Source organism: Flavobacterium sp. Sr18 (genome assembly GCF_011064265.1).
GTDB lineage: Bacteria > Bacteroidota > Bacteroidia > Flavobacteriales > Flavobacteriaceae > Flavobacterium > Flavobacterium petrolei.
In genome coordinates, this window is sequence record NZ_CP049329.1 from 87,869 (window position 1) to 108,286 (window position 20,418).

19 protein-coding genes are annotated in these 20,418 nt (G+C 34.5%); 7 read left to right on the forward strand and 12 right to left on the reverse strand.

The window, feature by feature from the left end; all coding sequences use genetic code 11:
- Position 1 precedes the first annotated feature (1 nt).
- Positions 2-1,084 (reverse strand): glycine cleavage system aminomethyltransferase GcvT, encoded by a 1,083-nt coding sequence (gcvT, locus tag G7A72_RS00440; protein WP_165151000.1) that lies wholly within the window; start codon positions 1,082-1,084, stop codon positions 2-4.
- A 429-nt stretch (positions 1,085-1,513) separates the two neighbouring features.
- On the reverse strand, positions 1,514-2,209 hold the full coding sequence (locus G7A72_RS00445) for a LytTR family DNA-binding domain-containing protein (RefSeq protein ID WP_113666021.1): 696 nt from the start codon (positions 2,207-2,209) through the stop codon (positions 1,514-1,516).
- Positions 2,210-2,374: 165 nt separating this feature from the next.
- Here G7A72_RS00445 and rpsF point away from each other — a divergent pair, with 165 nt between their 5' ends.
- The 5 genes from rpsF (at position 2,375) to G7A72_RS00470 (ending at position 7,579) form a co-directional block, all read left to right on the forward strand.
- Positions 2,375-2,716 (forward strand): 30S ribosomal protein S6, encoded by a 342-nt coding sequence (rpsF, locus tag G7A72_RS00450; protein ID WP_113666020.1) that lies wholly within the window; start codon positions 2,375-2,377, stop codon positions 2,714-2,716.
- A 5-nt stretch (positions 2,717-2,721) separates the two neighbouring features.
- A complete protein-coding gene (rpsR, locus tag G7A72_RS00455; protein WP_007138295.1) occupies positions 2,722-3,018 on the forward strand; it encodes a 30S ribosomal protein S18 in 297 nt (98 codons plus the stop codon).
- Between the two features lie 65 nt (positions 3,019-3,083).
- On the forward strand, positions 3,084-3,524 hold the full coding sequence (gene rplI, locus G7A72_RS00460) for a 50S ribosomal protein L9 (protein WP_165151001.1): 441 nt from the start codon (positions 3,084-3,086) through the stop codon (positions 3,522-3,524).
- 99 nt (positions 3,525-3,623) lie between these two features.
- On the forward strand, positions 3,624-6,776 hold the full coding sequence (locus tag G7A72_RS00465; RefSeq protein ID WP_165151002.1) for a carboxypeptidase regulatory-like domain-containing protein: 3,153 nt from the start codon (positions 3,624-3,626) through the stop codon (positions 6,774-6,776).
- Positions 6,777-7,297: 521 nt separating this feature from the next.
- A complete protein-coding gene (locus G7A72_RS00470; RefSeq protein WP_165151003.1) occupies positions 7,298-7,579 on the forward strand; it encodes a hypothetical protein in 282 nt (93 codons plus the stop codon).
- 27 nt (positions 7,580-7,606) lie between these two features.
- Here G7A72_RS00470 and G7A72_RS00475 read toward each other — a convergent pair whose 3' ends face one another.
- The 5 genes from G7A72_RS00475 to G7A72_RS00495 form a co-directional block, all read right to left on the reverse strand.
- Positions 7,607-8,011, reverse strand: a complete 405-nt coding sequence (locus tag G7A72_RS00475; protein ID WP_165151004.1) for a putative quinol monooxygenase — start codon at positions 8,009-8,011, stop codon at positions 7,607-7,609.
- A gap of 106 nt (positions 8,012-8,117) precedes the next feature.
- Positions 8,118-9,191, reverse strand: coding sequence for a serine hydrolase (locus G7A72_RS00480; protein WP_165151005.1), 1,074 nt, complete (start codon positions 9,189-9,191; stop codon positions 8,118-8,120).
- A gap of 133 nt (positions 9,192-9,324) precedes the next feature.
- Positions 9,325-9,723, reverse strand: coding sequence for a lipocalin family protein (locus G7A72_RS00485; RefSeq protein WP_165151006.1), 399 nt, complete (start codon positions 9,721-9,723; stop codon positions 9,325-9,327).
- Positions 9,724-10,450: 727 nt separating this feature from the next.
- Complete coding sequence (locus G7A72_RS00490; RefSeq protein ID WP_241258554.1) at positions 10,451-10,918, reverse strand: gamma-glutamylcyclotransferase; 468 nt, start codon at positions 10,916-10,918, stop codon at positions 10,451-10,453.
- A gap of 489 nt (positions 10,919-11,407) precedes the next feature.
- Positions 11,408-12,277, reverse strand: a complete 870-nt coding sequence (locus G7A72_RS00495; RefSeq protein ID WP_165151007.1) for a DUF808 domain-containing protein — start codon at positions 12,275-12,277, stop codon at positions 11,408-11,410.
- Between the two features lie 199 nt (positions 12,278-12,476).
- Between G7A72_RS00495 and G7A72_RS00500 the strand changes: the two genes are divergently transcribed.
- On the forward strand, positions 12,477-12,944 hold the full coding sequence (locus G7A72_RS00500) for an OsmC family protein (protein ID WP_165151008.1): 468 nt from the start codon (positions 12,477-12,479) through the stop codon (positions 12,942-12,944).
- Between the two features lie 92 nt (positions 12,945-13,036).
- Here the strand turns inward: G7A72_RS00500 and clpB are convergent, their stop codons facing one another.
- Positions 13,037-15,643: an ATP-dependent chaperone ClpB gene (gene clpB, locus G7A72_RS00505; RefSeq protein ID WP_165151009.1), complete on the reverse strand. Its 2,607-nt coding sequence runs from the start codon at positions 15,641-15,643 to the stop codon at positions 13,037-13,039.
- Between the two features lie 143 nt (positions 15,644-15,786).
- On the opposite strand from clpB, the gene ytxJ reads away from it, so the two are divergent.
- On the forward strand, positions 15,787-16,176 hold the full coding sequence (ytxJ, locus tag G7A72_RS00510; protein WP_165151010.1) for a bacillithiol system redox-active protein YtxJ: 390 nt from the start codon (positions 15,787-15,789) through the stop codon (positions 16,174-16,176).
- Positions 16,177-16,280: 104 nt separating this feature from the next.
- Here ytxJ and argH read toward each other — a convergent pair whose 3' ends face one another.
- From argH to G7A72_RS00530, 4 genes are read right to left on the reverse strand one after another with little or no spacing between them, the layout of a single operon-like run.
- Entirely contained in the window at positions 16,281-17,561 is a 1,281-nt protein-coding gene (argH, locus tag G7A72_RS00515; RefSeq protein WP_165151011.1) for an argininosuccinate lyase, read from the reverse strand.
- Between the two features lie 59 nt (positions 17,562-17,620).
- Positions 17,621-18,697: a M20 family metallo-hydrolase gene (locus G7A72_RS00520; protein ID WP_165151012.1), complete on the reverse strand. Its 1,077-nt coding sequence runs from the start codon at positions 18,695-18,697 to the stop codon at positions 17,621-17,623.
- Positions 18,694-19,479: an acetylglutamate kinase gene (argB, locus tag G7A72_RS00525; RefSeq protein ID WP_165151013.1), complete on the reverse strand. Its 786-nt coding sequence runs from the start codon at positions 19,477-19,479 to the stop codon at positions 18,694-18,696. The genes G7A72_RS00520 and argB overlap by 4 nt, the downstream gene beginning before the upstream one ends.
- On the reverse strand, positions 19,469-20,416 hold the full coding sequence (locus tag G7A72_RS00530; protein WP_165153573.1) for an N-acetylornithine carbamoyltransferase: 948 nt from the start codon (positions 20,414-20,416) through the stop codon (positions 19,469-19,471). The genes argB and G7A72_RS00530 overlap by 11 nt, the downstream gene beginning before the upstream one ends.
- Between the last annotated feature and the right edge of the window lie 2 nt (positions 20,417-20,418).

The window sequence follows — 20,418 nt, forward strand, 5'->3', positions numbered from 1 at the left end:
TTTATTTCTTGTAAAAAGGTAATTTTACCACTTTGGCAGGAACATCATTTTTACGGATTCGGATGAAGATATCGCTTTCTAAAGCGCTGTTTTCAACAGTTACATAACCCATTCCAATTCCTTTATTCATCGATGGCGACATGGTTCCCGAAGTTACAATCCCGATCACCTTTCCTGAAGCATTTACAATTTCGTAATCGTGTCTTGGCACCGCACGTTCTTGCATTTCAAAAGCAACTAGTTTTCTGGTAACTCCTGCTTCTTTTTGTTTTTTTAGATTTTCAGAATTAGTAAATTCTTTTGTGAATTTTGTGATCCATCCCAATCCAGCTTCTAGTGGGGAAGTAGTGTCGTTGATGTCATTTCCGTATAAACAAAAGCCCATTTCCAATCGCAACGTGTCACGAGCCGCAAGACCAATCGGCTTGATGCCAAAAGCCGCACCCGCTTCAAAAGCTTTATTCCAAATTTGTTCTACTTCTGAATTTTTACAATAAATCTCAAAACCTCCAGAACCGGTATACCCTGTAGCCGAAATAATTACGTTTTCAATACCGGCAAATTCACCCACTTCAAAATGGTAATACGGAATCGCAGATAAATCTTTTGAAGTCAATGATTGCATTGATTCAACCGCTTTTGGCCCTTGAATAGCTAATAAAGAATAATCATCCGATAGGTTTTTCATCTCCACGCCCAAATCATTTTGAGCCGAGATCCAATCCCAATCTTTATCAATATTCGAAGCATTTACGACTAATAAATATTGCTCCTCTTTCATTTTATAAACTAGCAAATCGTCTACAATTCCACCATCATTATTTGGCAAACAAGAATATTGCGCTTTTCCAATGGTCAAAGTCGAAGCATCATTTGAAGTCACTTTTTGAATTAATGCCAATGCATTTGGACCCGTAAGCAGGAATTCACCCATGTGAGATACGTCAAAAACACCCACGGCATTGCGCACCGTTTCGTGTTCTGCATTCACTCCTTCATATAAAATAGGCATATTGTATCCGGCAAACGGAAGCATTTTTGCTCCCAAACTCTCGTGTATGTGCGTAAGCGCAGTATTTTTCATTGTATTTATGTATATAAATTGACTGGGCTAAATTATCAATTTTATTTCGGGTAACAAAGTTGTGAAGGGCAAAGTTTGAGGCTTCAAACGTTTTCGAAAGAAACGATACTTTATTCTCTCGGTTTATAGGCGGTACATTAAAACAAAATTGGCTATAAAGTAATTTTTAGACTCAAATTACTCACTATTATTGGTAAATAAACCTTGTTTTTATTGGAAATAGAATGAGGTTTTCTTGGATTTAACTTTTAAATTATTTTTTTCATTCGATAAATCTAATTCGTATTTTATAAAAAGACCTCTAAAGTTGACAACTTTAGAGGTCTTTAATTTATAACGATTTACAGAAAGTAAAGCACTGATTTTTTTGTAGTTAAATAAAGTTTAGGGATTCTAATTTTTGTAGGTTAATATTTGTGTGTTACAATGTTACGTAAAAGACAATGCTTTGACCAAATCTTCTTTTTTATTTCTGCTTAAAGGGATTTTTGTTATACCAATTTCAGCGAATTTGCTGTTAAAGCGTTCAACTTTGTCTATATTTATAATGTAAGATTTGTGTACTCTAATGAACTTTTCTTTTGAGAGATCGTTTTCAAAGGATTTCATGGTTGAAAGAACTAAATTACTGTCATCTTCAGTAACTACCTTTACATAATCGCCAAAAGCTTCAATCCATTTTATTTTTGAAGTAAAAATCTTCAATTTTTTTAAGTTACTTTTTATGAATATGTGTTCACCTTCTTCCTCTTTATTTTCTTTTTTGAGCAAATGAAAATCTATTGCTCTTTTAACCGACGCATTAAAGCGATCGATTGCAATTGGTTTTTGAAGGTAATCAGTAGCATCATAATCAAATGCTTTCATGGCATATTCAGCCTTTGAAGTAATGAAAATAATTTGTGGTTTTACTTTTAATCCATCCAAGAAATCAAAGCCACTAATAACAGGCATCTCGATATCAAGAAAAATTAAATCCACATTATGGATAGACATACAACTTCTTGCTTCGATTGCATTAGAAAAATCACCTATTAAGTTTAAATTTTGATGATTATTAACTAACTTAGCGATAATCATTCTTTGGATAGAACTATCATCCACCACGACACAGTTTAGTTTCATAATTTTGTATTTTAGATTTGGCTACGTAAACATAATACTTTTTTATTAAAAAAAAATTATCAGAGCCGATTTTTTTACCATACATCGAATAAAATGAAATAAGTGTTGTTTGCTAAGAATTATTGATTACTTTTGCACCCAAAATAACAAATAAAATATATTTTTATGAATCATTATGAAACTGTTTTCATTTTAAATCCCGTTTTATCTGAAGTTCAGGTAAAGGAAACAGTAAGCAAATTTGAAGATTTTCTTACTAGTAGAGGAGCAGAAATGGTGTCGAAAGAAGATTGGGGTCTTAAAAAAATGGCTTACGAAATTCAAAACAAAAAAAGTGGTTTTTACCACCTTTTCGAATTTAAAGTATCTGGAGAAATTCTTATTGCTTTTGAAACTGAATTTAGACGTGACGAAAGAGTTATGCGTTTCTTGACTGTTAGTCTTGATAAACATGCTATTTCTTGGGCTGAAAGAAGAAGAACTAAATTAAAATCTACAAAAGCTTAATTATCATGGCAACATTACAACAATCGGCTTCAGGAAAAAAAGACGGAGATATCAGATATCTTACTCCTTTAAATATAGAAACAAACAAAACTAAAAAGTATTGTCGTTTCAAAAAATCAGGTATCAAATATATTGATTATAAAGATGCTGATTTCTTATTGAAATTCGTAAATGAGCAAGGGAAAATTCTTCCTCGTCGTTTAACAGGAACTTCATTAAAATACCAAAGAAAAGTTTCAGTTGCTGTGAAAAGAGCACGTCACTTAGCTTTAATGCCATATGTGGCTGATTTACTAAAATAATAATTTAACTCAGTTGTTGGTTTTCTGAAACATGAAACCTAACTTCTATAACAAAGGACAACAACATGGAACTTATATTAAGACAAGACGTTCAAAACTTAGGATTTAAAGATGATATTGTATCGGTAAAAAACGGTTACGGTCGTAACTTTTTGATCCCACAAGGTCATGCACATTTAGCTACTTCTTCTGCAAAGAAAGTATTAGCTGAAAACCTAAAGCAAAGAGCGCACAAAGAAGCTAAAGTGGTAGCAGATGCAAAAGCATTAGCTGAAGCTTTGAAAGCTATCGAAATTAAAATCTTCGCAAAAGCAGGTGGTGAAAAATTATTCGGTTCAATCACGAATATTGATATCGCTGAAGCTTTAGCTAAAGGTGGGCAACAAATCGAAAGAAAATTCATCACAAGCGGAATCGTTAAACGTACTGGTAAATACAATGCTACTGTTCGTTTGCACAGAGATGTTATCGTTGAATTAGATTACGAAATTGTTGCTGAAAAATAATTTTTAGTTAACATATTGTTAATAAAATATAAAAAATCACTCTTCGGAGTGATTTTTTTTTGTTTAATTTCGCGCCATAAATAACACAAATTCAAACAAATGAGAAAATTTATTACATTATTACTTATTTTTAGTAGTTTTTACTCAGTGATTGGGCAAACAACTACTTCAAGTATTAAAGGACTTGTGAAGAGCTCCAACAACGAGACGCTGCCCGGAGCTACAGTGCTGGCAATTCATACTCCTACTGGATCTAAGTATTCCGCTTTATCAAATGAAGACGGAAGGTTCAGCATGTTGAATATGAGAATTGGTGGTCCTTATAAAATTGTAGTAACTTTTGTAGGTTATCAAAGCGAAGAATTCAATGATGTTTATCTTGATTTAGGGAAGGTTTTTAGTCTGGATGTTCTTTTGAAAGATGAAAGTCAGAAATTAGATGAAGTGAAAGTTACTGGTGCAAAGAATAAAGTTTTTTCCAGTGGACGAACCGGTGCCGAAACAACTGTTGGACGCAGAGAATTGACTACATTACCGTCAATATCAAGATCAGCTTCAGATTTCACCAGACTAGAGCCTACTGCAAGTGGTGGTTCTTTTGGTGGTAGAAATGACAAGTTTAATAATTTCTCTTTAAACGGAGCTGTATTTAATAATCCTTTTGGGTTAGATGCTGCAACTCCTGGAGGACAAACCGGAGCTCAGCCAATCTCATTAGACGCAATTGAGCAAATCCAAGTGGCTACGGCTCCTTATGATGTGACTTTATCAGGTTTTACAGGAGCATCGGTGAATGCAGTTACGAAGTCAGGAACAAACGAATTTCATGGTACAGCGTACGGTTTTTTTAGAAACCAAGATATGACCGGAAACAAAATAAAAGGAGAAAAGATCTTCGTTCCTTCGCTAGAGCAAAATCAAGCTGGTTTTAGTATTGGTGGACCAATTGTTAAAAATAAATTATTCTTTTTTACAAATTTTGAAATCGATAAACGTAGTGATTCAGGATCAAATGTTGTTGCAAATGATGGTAATAGCACAATAGGAGTAAATGAATCTAGAGTATTAGCAACAGACTTAATGTATGTTTCTACTGAATTGGGAAAATTGGGTTATAATTCGGGTTCTTATCAAGGTTTCACCCATTACTCCAATTCTAATAAAGGAATTGTAAAGTTTGATTGGAATATTAATGACGATCATAAATTGGCTGTTATTTATAATTTCCTTGATGCGTCCAAAGACAAACCTGCACATCCTACGGCTATTCGTCGTAGAGGACCAGATAATAATACAATGCAATTTGAAAATTCTGGATATCAAATTAATAACCAAATTAGTTCATTTTTAGTTGAATTGAACTCTAAATTTACAGAAACAATTTCTAATAAATTGCAAGTGGGTTATACTCATTTTAATGATTTTAGAAATCCTTTTTCTGCTCCTGCTCCAGTTATTAGTATAACAAAAGACGGTTCACCATATATTATTGCTGGACACGAACCATTTTCTATCAATAACAGATTGGATCAAAAAGTATTGCAAATTACTGACAATATGAACATTGTAAGAGGAAATCATACCTTTACTGCTGGTTTTTCTTTTGAAAAATTTATTTTCAAAAATTCATTCAACTTAAAAGGGTATGGTTTTGATGTTTTTGGAAGTGTTGATATGGCTGGATTTACAGACAATATAAACAATGGATATTATGCAACAGCTTTTGCAAATGCCCAAGCTACTTTTGATGCCAAAAATAAATTAGAAGCAGGAACTGATGGAGGTTGGAATTTATCAGAAACTACTGTTGGTCAATTGGCATTTTACGTACAAGATGAATGGAATATCACTGATAATTTTAAATTAATTTACGGATTAAGAGCTGATAAGCCATTGTATTTTAACACTGCAGAAAATATTCAAAAATTTATTGATACAGATAATTCAGAAGGATATTTACCAGGAATCAATTATTATGATCCTAAAGACGGAAGTACTGTAAATCTAAATTCGACTGTATTACCAGGAAATGCTTTATTGTGGTCTCCAAGAGTTGGTTTTAACTGGGATACTAATGGTGAAAAAACAACTCAATTACGCGGTGGAACTGGAATTTTTACAGGAAGACTTCCATTTGTATGGATAGGAAATCAAGTAAGCGGAATTGATCCATTCTTCTATCAAGTTGTTGATACTGATTTTAAATTTCCTCAAGTTTGGAGAACAAGTCTTGGCTTAGATCATAAATTTAAAGGAAATTATATATTGACTGTTGATTTGTCCTATAATAAAGATCTGAACGCTGTGCACGTTCAGGATTGGGGATTAAAAACACCAACTAGCAATTTAGTAGGTGCAGATGATAGACCAATTTATGCCGCAACTGATAAAGGTGTTTGGACTGATTTTGGTTTTCCAGCAGATTCTCACGCTTATGTATTGACTAATTCTAATAAAGGAAGTGCATTTAATACGTCGGTAAAAGTTCAAAAAACGTTTGACAATGGATTGTTTGCAAGTGTTGCTTATAACTATTTGAAATCAATGGATGTTAATTCAATAGAAGCTGAGATTACTGGGGATGCTTTCAATTTTAATCCTGCATTAGGAAATGTAAATAACGATCAACTTTCTAATTCTAAATATGGAGATACGCACCGTTTTATTGGTGTAGGGTCCAAAAAATGGAAATATGGAACTGATGATAAGTGGGCAACTACAGTGTCAACTTTCTTTGAGTATGCTCAAGGAGGACGTTTTAACTATACATATGGTGGAGATATTAATAATGATGGTGCGTTTGGAAATGACTTAATTTATATTCCAACAACTGCTGAAATTGCTACTATGACTTTTTCTGGTGCTGGTCAAGGTGCGGCATTGGATAGTTATATTAATCAAGACAATTATTTAAGTGGACGAAGAGGTCAATATGCAGAACGTTACGGAGCTTTAGCACCGTGGAGAGGAAAATGGGATTTTAAAGTGCTACAAGATTATAACTTTAAAGTTGGTGCTTCTAAAAAAGTGAATACGATTCAATTGAGTCTTGATGTTTTAAATCTTGGAAATTTACTGAATTCTGATTGGGGTTTAATTCAACAACCTAACAGTGTTCAACCAATAGGTGTAAACGTTGTGAACAAAGTTCCAACTTATACTTTTAATGGTGATCAGACTAAAACTTTTAGTTATGACGCTAGTTTAGCTTCAAGATGGCAAGCACAGTTTGGAGTGAGATATATTTTCTAAAACTAAATAAAATATATATTATTAGCCGTCTCAAAATTTGAGACGGCTTTTTTATGTTTAGATAAGTAATTTTTGATTGCTAGTTATTAAATTTACATGGTGTTAGCAATCTTTTCTAATGGTAGGATTAGTTGTTTTTAATCTTTTGGTTATGATTCGCTATAATTTAAATGAAGTTTTGAGAATGTGAACTTACTAAATATATTAAACTAAGTACTGAAACGGTATCTTCTGGATATAAAGGGTTTTTAGTTCTTGAAGTTGTAGAAAAACCAATTGAACTTTGGTTTAGAAAATCTTTTTCTTGATTTGTTTCTGCATTATCCAATCGTATTGGAGCACAAATACGTTTTAAGGTTTTTGGCTAATAATTAATTTATTACTTTGCAATGCTAATATGTATTTTGCAATTTCAGATGCAATTGGTTATATCCCACAAGCCGTAAATTAATTTAAGGACATTGATTAACTTTTGCATTGGTAAACTACTATACTTTATAATTAATTAAATTTTTTCAATAATGACAGACGAATTCAAAAGCATTGATAAAGAAGACATCGCTCTTCTTAAATTTCCAACAACAGATGTTCTTGACGATGTTGATGAAATAAAAACCAGAATAAGTGAGATCAATAGAGCGTTATCGCTGGGGAATTTAGAGCATTCGAAAATTAAAATTTTCTTTGAAGATGATGAATCCAAAAAAATAGTTGATACTACCGTTTGGGGTGTTACAGACAAAAATGTGATGTTAAAACAAGGAGTGATGATTCCAATTCATAGAATATACAAGTTGTTTTAGTGTATATTGTTTAATTATTTGGGAAGGTCATTTTTCCATCTTATTAGCCGAGCCAATTAGAGTTACATCTACAAGTTCCAAAGATTTAACCATATCTTTAACTGTCTCCTTATATTTCTTAAAATGAGTTGTTTCTATATGAGATTTGTATGCCGTTGTATCAGCATATATTTCAAGTATTGTGATGTGTGATGGTTCAGTTTTGTCAGCAACGGCGTAATACGTTAATACACCAGGTTCAAGACGAACTGCAGTAGTCATTTGTTCTTTTAGCGCACCATTATATTTGTCCAATTGCAACGGATCAACTTTAATTTTTGCCAATCTTACCATTTGAATTTTTTCCTGAGCCAGAGTATTTGTGCTAAAGGAAAGTATAAATAAAGTGACTACAACAGTCAGTAATTTATGGTTTGGTTTAAATGTTTTCATATCTATTGTGTTGAAGTTTACATTATAATAGTCAAGAGTCCTTTTTGATAGTTGTCAATAAGTTGCTTGTTTTTGTTTGTTCATGAGCGGACTTTTGACATTGTTGTTATTTATTTTCTGTTAGGTATAAATGTGCTATTTCTTCTATGAAATTTTCTGGACGAGAACCTACTAAATTCGTCAAAATCACTACTGAAACATTATCTTTTGGATAAATGTATAAAGCATTTCTATTACCACCTAACGAGGCAATTACAGGGTTTTTAACTCTTGAAGAGGAATAAAAACCAATCGAACTTTGATTCAGAAAACCGTTTTCCTGGTATATTTCTCCATTTTCTAATCGAATTGGAGTCCAAAGCGTGTTTAGATTTTCGGCATTAATTAATTGATTACTTTGTAATGCGATTATCCATTGTGCCATTTCAGTTGCCGTTGAATAGATTCCGCCGGCTGGATACAAATTTGAAGGCATTGGTTGATACACATTGGTTAGAACATTATTTCTAAAATAAGAATAGGGCTTTGCGGAGTGCTTCATTATGTTGTAAAAATCGCCTATCCCAGCTTTGATGGAATTCTTCATTCCCGCTTTTTTATACTGGTTTTCTGTAATGAATTGTTCAAATGGCTGTCCACTTATTTTTTCAATAAGCATTCCAAGGAGCAGGTAATTCGCCTGACTGTCTCTGAATTCTTTACCAGGTTTAAAAATAAGAGGCAATTCTTTTATTTTTTGGAATAAAGTTTCACTGTTTTCAGACAACATATTTCCTTGTGAATCCCAAATTTCAGGAAGCCCTGATTGATGTGTTACTATTTGTTTTACCGTAATATTTTGCCATGTTTTAGGCAGTTTATCTAAATATTTTGAAATAGGTTCGTCAAGATTTAATGTACCATTTTCGACTAATTGCATAATAGCAACTCCTGTAAACGCTTTAGTAATGGAATTAATGCTAAAAACAGTCTGGCTATCAACTGCAATTGAATCCTCAACAGATGCTAAGCCGTAATGACTTGTTTTAACAATAGCATTATCTTTAATTACTGCTAATTGCAAACCAACAATTTTATTTTTTTGCATCAGGTCTTTAATTGCATTATCCACTTTGTCAACTTGGGAATAAGTAAAATTACTAAAAGTAAAATAGGCAAGGAGTAGCATTATTTTTTTCATGTATTATTCTGTTTTTTTGGTTGGTTTTAAATAGTCTGCGGATATTTCTTATTTGGATTTTCTCATGACGATTCCGAAGTCGGGAGACTTCGGAGAGCGGAGCGGTCTACTCGATTGGCAGAAGTTTTTTATATTATTTTACTTTAATATATTTTGCTTTACAACCTTCAAAACATGGATAAATTAGGACTAAAGTATTTCCAGTTAGTTCATATTTTATTGTAGAGTCTTGACAATTAGTTGAATTTATTGTAGAATTTGTTTCAGTGTAAGTTCCATTAGAACTTATATTCGACTCAACTGACATATCACAAATTGAACCATTAGAAGTTATTTTTCTATTGCTGTAAAAAGTTAATTTCTTATTGCTATTTACAGTATTAAATATTCCACTTCCATCACCTGGGTCAGCTAATATTTCTTTTAATTCCCAAGTTCCTAACAATGGACTAGTTGTATCTTCGTTATCGTTTTTAGTGCAAGAAATTAATGTGAAAATAATTGTTGCAATTGCAAAGATTTTTGTTTTCATAATTTGTGAATTTAAATTTCTGATTCTATAAGTTGCTTTTAGGTAACGTTCTGGTATTAAAGCGGGTTGGGAATAAATTAAGGCCTATTTTCGGATTTGAAAATCATATCAGATACAAAACCATTTCCTCTTTGAGCCAATTGCACAAATCCGTTATAGTAGCTGTTAATGGCTGTGCTTGTTATTTAGAATAATTTTCATACTCGATTATTACTTTTTTTGCAATTATGGATTATTTTTAGGGTATAATTAATTCTGATTTCTCGACTTCTGCATTTATACAGTCATTAAAACACAGGATTTTAAAAATATTCAACAATAAAAAAATAGAATAATATCCATATTCCTATAAAAAATAGTCCAAGGTATAGACTGTTTAAATTTTTACTTAAGTCTTTTTTAATTAAAAGTCGGTACAAAATCCAACCTATAAAAACAATTGTTAAACCTATTGCCATCCATATTCCCATAATTAATTCTTTTTAGTTATGATCTAATTAATTCTATTGTTTATTAAAAATCCCGTGTGACTTTTCGCATATTCCCTAGCGTTCCCCTACTAAAGAGGGTTTGAGAATAAATTAAGCCCTATTTTCGGATTTGCCTAATCTTCCAAATACAAAACCATATTTCCATTAAGGCCAATGCCCAAATCCATTGTAGTGGCTGTTAGGCTTTGTTTTTTTCGTTTAACTATTTGTTGTAAAACCTTTGCCAAACAATTAGATTACAGTTTTATGTCATTTATTGCATAAATATTACCTACACCAACTTCTCCGTTTTCCAATTCAAACTTTGCTAATATTCGTCTGTACCCATCTCCCTCAAATTTGTCTAAATATGTCCAATTGTTGACTAATTCGTCAGAAAAGAGTATGAAAGCTTCAATACTTTCTTGTTCGTTAATAGAAGAATGCTTAAATCCATAGTAGCCCAATTCTGCTCCCCAACCTTCTTTAACTAATTTGCCCTTTACAACGCCTTTTATCCATTTTCCATTGATGTGTTCAATCTTTGAATGGTTTGGTCTATTTGGTGCAAGAGTACCGTAAATGATTATCGACTTTTGTGGTTCATATTCATTTAAAAATTGTTCTTCGGCTACGGTTAAATCTTCTTTGTCTATTTTGTCCACACCTTTACCTTGGGATGTTATTATTATGTTTAGGTCTGTAATTAGTGTATCTATTTCCATATTCTCCTCTGTATTTGATTGTTAGTACTTGTCTATCTGGGTTTCATTAAAGTGACGCTCAAATAGTATATAAGCGATGCAATACTTCGTATATACACCCAAATATGGGTAAATTGGCGAAGGTTTGTTTCGCATTATTGATTTTCAAATATATTAAAATTTTCTTACAAATTAGTAAAAGAGCTTTTTATTTCATGGTTGTTTTTGATACGTGTGTGAATAGGTATTGCACTCTTTTTTAGATTTTTAAAGTGCTTTTATTGCTTTTAAGTTTAGGAAATCAATTAGTACTAAATTAGCCCCGATGGAAGCTTGTATCCCACGCTTTTTGGCGTGGATACTGCGGACAGCGGGACAAGTCGTTTTGAAAACTTGTAAATAATCTGCTCCTAGAAAAACAATGCGCATAAAAAAACACCAGCTTTGCGACTGATGTTCTCTTACTATTTGAAAGTTTTAGGAAGCTTGAATATCTTCCTTTTGATTGGTTTACTTTTTGCCAATGATCTTTTTGATTAGTGTTACGATACCCAAAACAACAGCGCCAAATACAAGACCTATTAAAAATTCGGTTATGATGGACGGTATTTGGGGTAATACGCCATGTAAAAAACCGATGTTGTGTACAAATATGCCACCTGCTACTAACAGTAAGGCGATGGTACCTATAAAGGATAAACTTTTGATGACTTTTGGCAAGGCTTGAACTAGAATAGTACCTAATTTTTTTGTAAAACTTCCTTCCTTAGAACTCAGTTGAATCAGTTTTAAACCCGCTTCATCCATGCGTACAATTAGGGCTACAATACCGTAAACGCCCACGGTTGCTATTATTGCAATGATGGAAACAACCATGATTTGTGATGAAATGGGTTTTCCTATTACGGTTCCCAATGCAATAATTACGATTTCAACGGAAAGGATAAAATCAGTTACGATGGCTGATTTTATTTTTTCTTTTTCAAAAGCTAGAATTTGTGCTTCAGTCAATGGTTCCAGTGAAATTTCAGGTTTTGCATGCTCATGAGGAAAGAAGTATTCGTATATTTTTTCGGCACCTTCGTAGGCTAAATAAAGTCCTCCAAGTATTAAGATTATGATAACAGCCACCGGTAAAAATGCACTCAACAGAAAGGCGATGGGTAGAATGATTACTTTATTAAGCAGGGAGCCTTTAGCAATAGCCCACAAGACAGGAAGTTCTCGAGAGGAAACAAATCCGGAAGCTTTCTCCGCATTTACGGCTAAATCATCGCCTAATATACCCGCCGTTTTTTTAGCTGCTATTTTGCTCATTACCGCAACATCATCCATAATTGCTGCGATATCATCTAATAATGCGAAAAAACCTGATGCCATTTTGATTGTTTTAGAAACTGCGCTGGATTATTTTTTTTAACGATAATCTGTTCTGGCGCCATGTTTGTTTATTCCTGCGAATCTAAAACTTTTTTTATTTACTCTATTTATAAAAGGGATGAATTTTTAGTTAATATTCACCCAAAATCTTTCTGCATTAGTAGTCTCGTTTTTATTTACTTTTGAAATAAAAATAATTATGGGGTTCAAACATGTATTTAGAGCCAAATTAGATTGGTTTTTTCCTAAAAAGGAATCGGTGACTTATACTAAAACTCATGCCATAGCGATTGATGGTAAGGCTGTTCTGCATGTTTCGGCTGCGAAAGCTTTCAAAGGGGATCCCGCTTTGTACAATCCGGAAGACTTGTTATTGAGTAGCGTGGTTTCCTGTCATATGATGTCCTACTTATATGTTTGCAGCCAAAATGGGATTGACGTGGTTTCCTATACAGACGAAGCGGAAGCAACTCTGGAGGTTTTGGAAGACGGAAGCGGACGTTTTATTGCTATTAAACTGAATCCTAAAGTTTGTATTAGCAACAAAGAAAAAATAGAAGAGGCGCTTAGCTTGCATATAAAAGCAAACCAACTCTGTTTTATAGCTAATTCTTGTAGTTTTCCAATTCTGCATTTTCCAACTTGTGAAATTAAAAATACCAATTAAATTAACCGGTTTACTCCATAAAAACAGAATAGCATAAAAAAAACACCAGCCTTTCGACTGATGTTTTCATAATTTTAAATGTTTCTAGATTTTTAAGAAACTAACTCGGTTTGATTTCTAAAAACCAGTTTTCCATCAAACGCATCAATCAAAACAATGCTGTCTGTAGTTATTTTGCCGGATAGAATTTCTTTGGATAATTCATTAAGCACATCTCTTTGAATCACACGTTTTACCGGTCTGGCTCCAAATTGCGGATCATATCCTTTGTCAGCTAAATAGGCGACCGCTTCTGGAGTGGCGTCCATAGTGATGCCTTGAAGCGCTAACATTTTTGTCACGCTTTTCAGTTGTAAACCAACTATTTTGGTAATGTTTTCATTGGTCAATGGTGTAAACATCACAATTTCATCAATACGGTTAATGAATTCCGGACGAACCGTTTGTTTCAATATTCCTAATACTTCCACTTTTGCAGCTTCGGTTGCGGCTTCGACACTTCCTTTCAAATTATCAAATTTATCCTGAATAATTTGACTTCCCATATTCGAAGTCATGATGATAATTGTGTTTTTAAAATCGGCTAAACGTCCTTTGTTATCTGTCAGACGTCCTTCATCCAAAACTTGTAACAAGATATTAAACGTATCAGGATGTGCTTTTTCAATTTCATCTAATAGGATTACTGAATACGGTTTTCTACGAACGGCTTCGGTCAATTGTCCACCTTCATCATAACCTACATATCCAGGAGGCGCACCCACTAAGCGGCTTACACTGTGGCGTTCTTGGTATTCGCTCATATCAATACGCGTCATTGCATTTTCATCATCAAATAAATATTCGGCTAAGGCTTTCGCCAATTCTGTTTTTCCAACTCCTGTAGTTCCAAGGAATAGAAAGGTTCCCACTGGTTTTTTCATATCCTGTAATCCCGCGCGGCTTCTGCGCACGGCATCACTCACAGCTTGAATGGCTTCTTCCTGTCCTACGACTCTTTGATGCAATTCATCTTCCAGTTTAAGCAGTTTTTCTCGTTCGCCCTGAAGCATTTTCATCACTGGAATTCCAGTCCATTTAGCCACGACTTCAGCAATATCTTCGCGGGTCACTTCTTCTTTTATAAGGGAAGTTCCTCCAGTTTGATCTTCGGCCAATTGTTTTTGAAATGCATCCAATCTTTCTTGGGCTTCTTTGATTTTCCCATAACGAATTTCGGCTACTTTTCCATAATCACCATCACGTTCCGCGCGTTCTGCTTCGTATTTGAAATCTTCAATCTCCGTTTTTACTGCTTGAATATTATCGACTACATCTTTCTCTGATTTCCATTTGGCGTAAATTTCGTTTCGATCTTCTTTTAGGTTGGCTAAATCCATTCCTAAAACTTTGAGTTTACTTTCGTCTTTTTCTCTTTTAATGGCTTCAATTTCGATTTCCAATTGCATTACTTTTCGATCCAAAACGTCGAGTTCTTCTGGTTTTGAATTGATTTCCATGCGTATTTTTGATGCTGCCTCGTCCATTAAATCAATGGCTTTGTCCGGAAGAAAACGATTCGTAATATAGCGTTGCGATAATTCTACGGCTGCAATAATAGCATCATCTTTTATCTGAACTTTATGGTGTGTTTCGTATTTTTCCTTGATACCACGTAAAATCGAAATGGCACTTTCGGTATCCGGTTCTTCAATCATTATTTTTTGGAAACGTCTTTCTAGTGCTTTGTCTTTTTCAAAATATTTTTGATATTCGTCCAATGTGGTTGCACCAATAGCGCGCAGTTCTCCACGAGCTAAGGCAGGTTTCAAGATGTTTGCAGCATCCATGGCGCCTTCGCCACCTCCTGCACCCACAAGCGTGTGAATTTCGTCAATGAATAAAACAATGTCCCCTTCGGCAGAAGTTACTTCTTTTACCACGGATTTCAAACGTTCCTCAAATTCTCCTTTGTATTTGGCACCGGCAATCAATGCTCCCATATCAAGGGAATACACGATTTTATCTTTCAGATTGTCAGGAACATCTCCATCTACGATTCGGTGCGCCAGTCCTTCAGCAATAGCAGTTTTTCCTACTCCGGGTTCTCCCACGAGCATTGGGTTATTTTTAGTTCGACGCGTTAGAATCTGTAATACTCTGCGAATTTCCTCGTCGCGACCAATAACAGGATCCAGTTTTCCAGACCTTGCCAATTCGTTCAGATTTTTGGCGTATTTATTTAATGAATTATAGGTCTCTTCAGCAGATGCCGAAGTTACTCTTTCGCCTTTTCGCAATTCTTCTATGGCGGCTTTCAATCCTTTTCCGGTTACGCCCTGATCTTTTAAGATTTGGGCTGCTTTGGTTTTTGAATCAAAAATTGCCAAAATTAAATGCTCCACAGAAACGAATTCGTCATTCATTTTTTTAGCGATAATTTCAGCTTCATTAAGCGTCGTGTTTGCAGTTCTGGATAGCATTATTTCGCCACCGGAAACTTTCGGGAAATTCTGAATCGTGCTGTCTAATATTTGAAGAAATAGAGGAACATTCACGTTTAATTTTTTCAAAATAAAAGGCGCCACATTTTCATCGACTTCAAAAATTGCCTTGAAAATATGTTCGTTTTCAATTTGTTGTTGACCTAAAGTTTGAACCAATTGCTGTGAAAGCTGTATGGCCTCCTGTGATTTGATGGTGAATTTATTTATGTTCATGACTTTATATTGTTTACGTTATTTACCTAACTTTGCGAATCAATATTCAATATATATTCCAATACAATATTACCGACAAATTGACAGAAATTTCATGATTTTTATCATGTTTTAAAGTCAAAATGTCTTAAAACAAGACAATTATGAGTTTTTTTAAAAATATGTTTAATAGTTCAGACGACAAGAATGTAAATGAAAACAAAATCAGTTGGAATGAACTAACCGATTTAGGGCAACTGAACGAAATTATAGCTTTGTCGAATGAAAAGCCTGTGGCTATTTTTAAACACAGTACCCGATGCAGTGTGAGTAGGATGGCACTGAAACAGTTTGAAAATGAGTTTAATAGCTCAGATAAAGTTACACCTTATTTTTTAGATTTAATAGCGCATCGTGATATTTCTAATGAAATTGCGCATCGTTTTGGGGTGACGCATCAATCTCCACAATTGATTTTAATTAAAGAAGGGAAAGCCATTTATAATGTTTCGCACAGTGATATTGATGCGGAGGAGTTAGGGACGAAAGTCTAGTAAAAAGTATTGTTTTTAAATAATTTACCGCAAATTCACTAATTTAATGTAGCCATTAGTTAGTGAATTTGCGGTTTTATTTTGTGGACAAACCGATGAGATGATTAGTAAGCGTTCATCATTTTTTCTTTTATTTCTGCTAAACAAAGGTTGTTAATACTTCCTTCGTGGGTATGTTTGGTTTCTTTCGGAGATTGAAAAGTACCATTTTCCAATTGTTCTGCAACGGCTTTATAAGCATCTCTAAAAGGCATTCCAGCAACTACCATTTCGTTTAAGGTATCAACCGTAAATAAATAGTTGTATTTTGGATCCGCAAGAATATTGTCTTTTACATTAATATCTTTAATTGCAAAAATCGCGATGTCCAAACAGGCTTTCAGGTTTTGAATTGCTGGAAACAATCCTTCTTTCAATAATTGTAAATCCCTGTGGTAACCACTTGGAAGATTATTTGTAATTAAAGTGATTTCATAAGGTAACGCTTGAATCTTGTTGCATTTCCCACGAATCAATTCAAAAACATCTGGGTTTTTCTTGTGCGGCATAATGCTCGAACCTGTTGTAAGATGCGAAGGCAAAGTGATAAAATCAAAATTCTGACTCATGTATAAACAAACATCCATCGAGAATTTTGATAGGGTAGCAGCAACACTACTCATAGCAAAAGCCACAGTTTTCTCTGATTTTCCACGGCTCATTTGAGCGGCAACTGAATTGAATTTTAAAGTTTCAAAACCCAATTCCTGAGTGGTGAATGTTCTGTTGATAGGAAAAGAACTTCCGTAACCAGCAGCTGAGCCTAATGGGTTTTGGTCCACAATTTTTAAGGCTGCATTTAACATCGTAATATCATCAATCAAAGTTTCAGCGTAAGCAGAAAACCACATTCCAAAAGAGGAAGGCATAGCAATTTGAAGGTGCGTGTATCCTGGTAACAATACATTCTGGTGCTTTTCTGCTGATTCCATCAGTAAGTCAAAAAGACTTTTTACCTGCTCTTTTAGTTCTTTAACTACATCTTTCAGATATAAATTAACGTCTACCAAAACTTGGTCGTTACGAGAACGGGCGGTATGAATTTTTTTTCCGGAGTCTCCCAGTTTTACGGTCAGTAAATATTCGATTTTGGAATGTACATCTTCAAAGCTGTCTTCGATTTCGAATTTTCCGTTTTCAGCATCTTTTATTATTTCTTCCAAAGCCAAAACCAAAGAAACGGTTTCAGAGTCTGTTAAAAGCCCGATATGTCCCAACATTTTTGCATGTGCAATAGAACCCAATGCATCATATTTGGCCAGAACTAAATCCAGTTCCCTGTCGTTTCCAACGGTGAAATGTTCGATTTGCTTATCGGTTGGTATTCCTTTTTCCCAAAGTTTCATAATTAGATTTTTAGATTTTTAGACAGTTAGATTTTTAGACTTCTTAGGAGTCTAAAAATCTAAGAAGTCTGAATAAAGAAGTCTGAAAGTATTTTGATATACAATTGAATTCCTTCTTCTATTTCGTTTATAAATATAAATTCGTCTGCAGAGTGTGACCGCAGGGTTTCGCCAGGTCCTAATTTCAAGGATTGGCAGCTCAAAACCGATTGATCCGAAAGGGTAGGCGAGCCATACGTGGTTCTTCCCAGTGCGATTCCGGCTTGTACTAATTCGTGTGCAACTGGAATCGATGACGCATTCAAATGCATCGAACGCGGATTAATTTCAGCAGTTAAATGTTTTCTTACGGTATCTAAAATTTCTTGATTGTTATAGCAATCATTCACCCTGATATCGACAACCAAATGACATTCCGCAGGAACTACGTTGTGTTGTTTTCCGGCTGTGACTTGCGTTACGGTCATTTTTACAGGACCTAAAACCTCCGATATTTTTTCGAATTGATAGCTGTTAATCCATTCGATCACGGGAATCGCATTGTAAATAGGATTGTCCGGATTATTATGTGCGGCGTGACTGGCCGTACCTTTTACAATGACATCAAGTACCAATAAACCTTTTTCGGCTACGGCCAATTGCATTAATGTTGGTTCTCCCACAATGGCGCATTCCAGTTCTGGTAAATGTTTCAATACGCTGTTTAATCCATTTTTTCCGCTGCTTTCTTCTTCGGCTGAAGCGACCATCACAATATTGTAAGGCAGATTTTCATTCGAATAAAAATGTACAAAAGTGGCTAAAAGCGAAACCAAACAACCACCCGCATCATTGCTTCCCAGTCCAAATAATTTACCATCTTTAACGATGGCTTCAAATGGATCGTTGGTGTAGCCTTGATTTGGTTTTACGGTATCGTGGTGTGAATTTAGTAAAAGTGTTGGTTTGGACTTATCAAAATTCTTATTGAAAGCCCAAATATTATTATTCTCTCTTTCGAAAGGGATGCTATTTTGTTTAAACCAATTTTCGATTAAAAGGGCTGTTTGGTCTTCTTCACTTGAAAAGGAAGGCGTTTCAATCAACGATTTTAATAGCGCAATGGCTTCATGTGTAAGGATTTCTATACTCTTCATAGTGTAATTGTAGTGTACAATGCGGTTTTGTCTTGTAACATGCGGTGATGACCAATTTTTATTTTTTGAACTCCTTTAGATAAGCTGTTGAAACAGTTGTCTAATTTAGGAATCATGCCGGAATGTATCGCTTTTTCGGCTTTTAATTTGGAATATAATTCTTGATTGATGTTCTCAATTACGGAAGAATCATCTTCGGCATCATATAAAACGCCTGGTTTTTCGAAGCAATAATTCAAAGTAATATCAAAAACTTCCGATAAAGCAATGGCTAATTCACTAGCAATGGTATCTGCATTTGTGTTTAATAATTGTCCTTTTCCATCGTGTGTTATTGCGCAAAATACAGGAACTATACCAGTTGAAAGCAACGTGTCCAATAAGTTTGTATTCACTTTTTTCACATCGCCCACAAAACCATAATTGATTGTTGGGTGGTTTCTTTTATCTGATTGAATTAAATTCCCATCAGCACCGGAAAACCCCATCGCATTGGTGGAATTTGCTTGCAATTGGGCAACGATATTTTTGTTGATTTGACCTGCATAAATCATCACAACTACATCAAGCATAGCGGCATCGGTGATACGTCTTCCATCAATCATTTGAGGAACTAAACCAATGCTTTCGGCCATTTTGGTAGCTGATTTTCCACCGCCATGAACGAGTATTTTGTACCCTTCAATCTTAGAAAAATCAGATAAAAATTGTGCTAATTCCGTTGGGTTATCAATAATGTTTCCTCCAATTTTTATTAGGGTTACCGGTTTTTTATTTTCCATTTTCCAATATTTTTTGCAACACTAATTGGGCGGCATACGTTCTATTGTTGGCTTGCTCGATAACAATTGAATTTTCGCTGTCGATTACTTCATCAGTAACAATTACATTACGTCTTACCGGCAAACAGTGCATGAATTTAGCATTGTTGGTCAGTTTCATTTTATCTGCAGTTACGGTCCAATTTGGGTCGGAATTGGTAATTTGACCATAATCGTTATAATTACTCCAGTTTTTTGCATAAATAAAATCGGCATTTTCGAAAGCTTTGTCTTGGTCGTATTCAATCTTGGAATCTTTCGTGATTTCAGGATTCAATTCGTAGCCTTCCGGATGCGTAATTACAAAATCGGCATCTTGCAATTGCATCATTTGTACAAAGGAATTAGGAACAGCCTGAGGCAATGCTCTAGGATGTGGTGCCCAAGTCAAAACTACTTTTGGTCTGTGTTTCGTTTTGTGTTCTGCCATTGTAATGGCATCGGCTAGAGATTGTAAAGGGTGTCCTGTAGCACTTTCCATATTAACAACAGGCACAGTGGCATATTTTAGGAAACCCATAAGAACGGTTTCCGCATTGTCTTTTTCTTTGTCTACCAATCCGGCAAAAGCTCTGATGGCAATAATATCGCAATATTGAGAAACAACTGCAGCCGCTTCTTTAATATGTTCCGAAGCACCGGAGTTCATGATAGCTCCATCTTCAAATTCTAATGTCCAACCTTCACTGGTAAAATTCATTACCATGACGTTCATTCCTAAATTCAAAGCTGCTTTTTGGGTACTCAAACGCGTTCTCAAACTGGAATTAAAAAACAACATTCCTAAGGTTTTGTTTTTACCCAGTTTTTTGTTTTTGAGTGGTTTTTTCTTGATTTTTAATGCTTCTTTCACCCATTTGTTGAGCGAATCTATGTTTTGTATGGAGATGTAGTTCATCA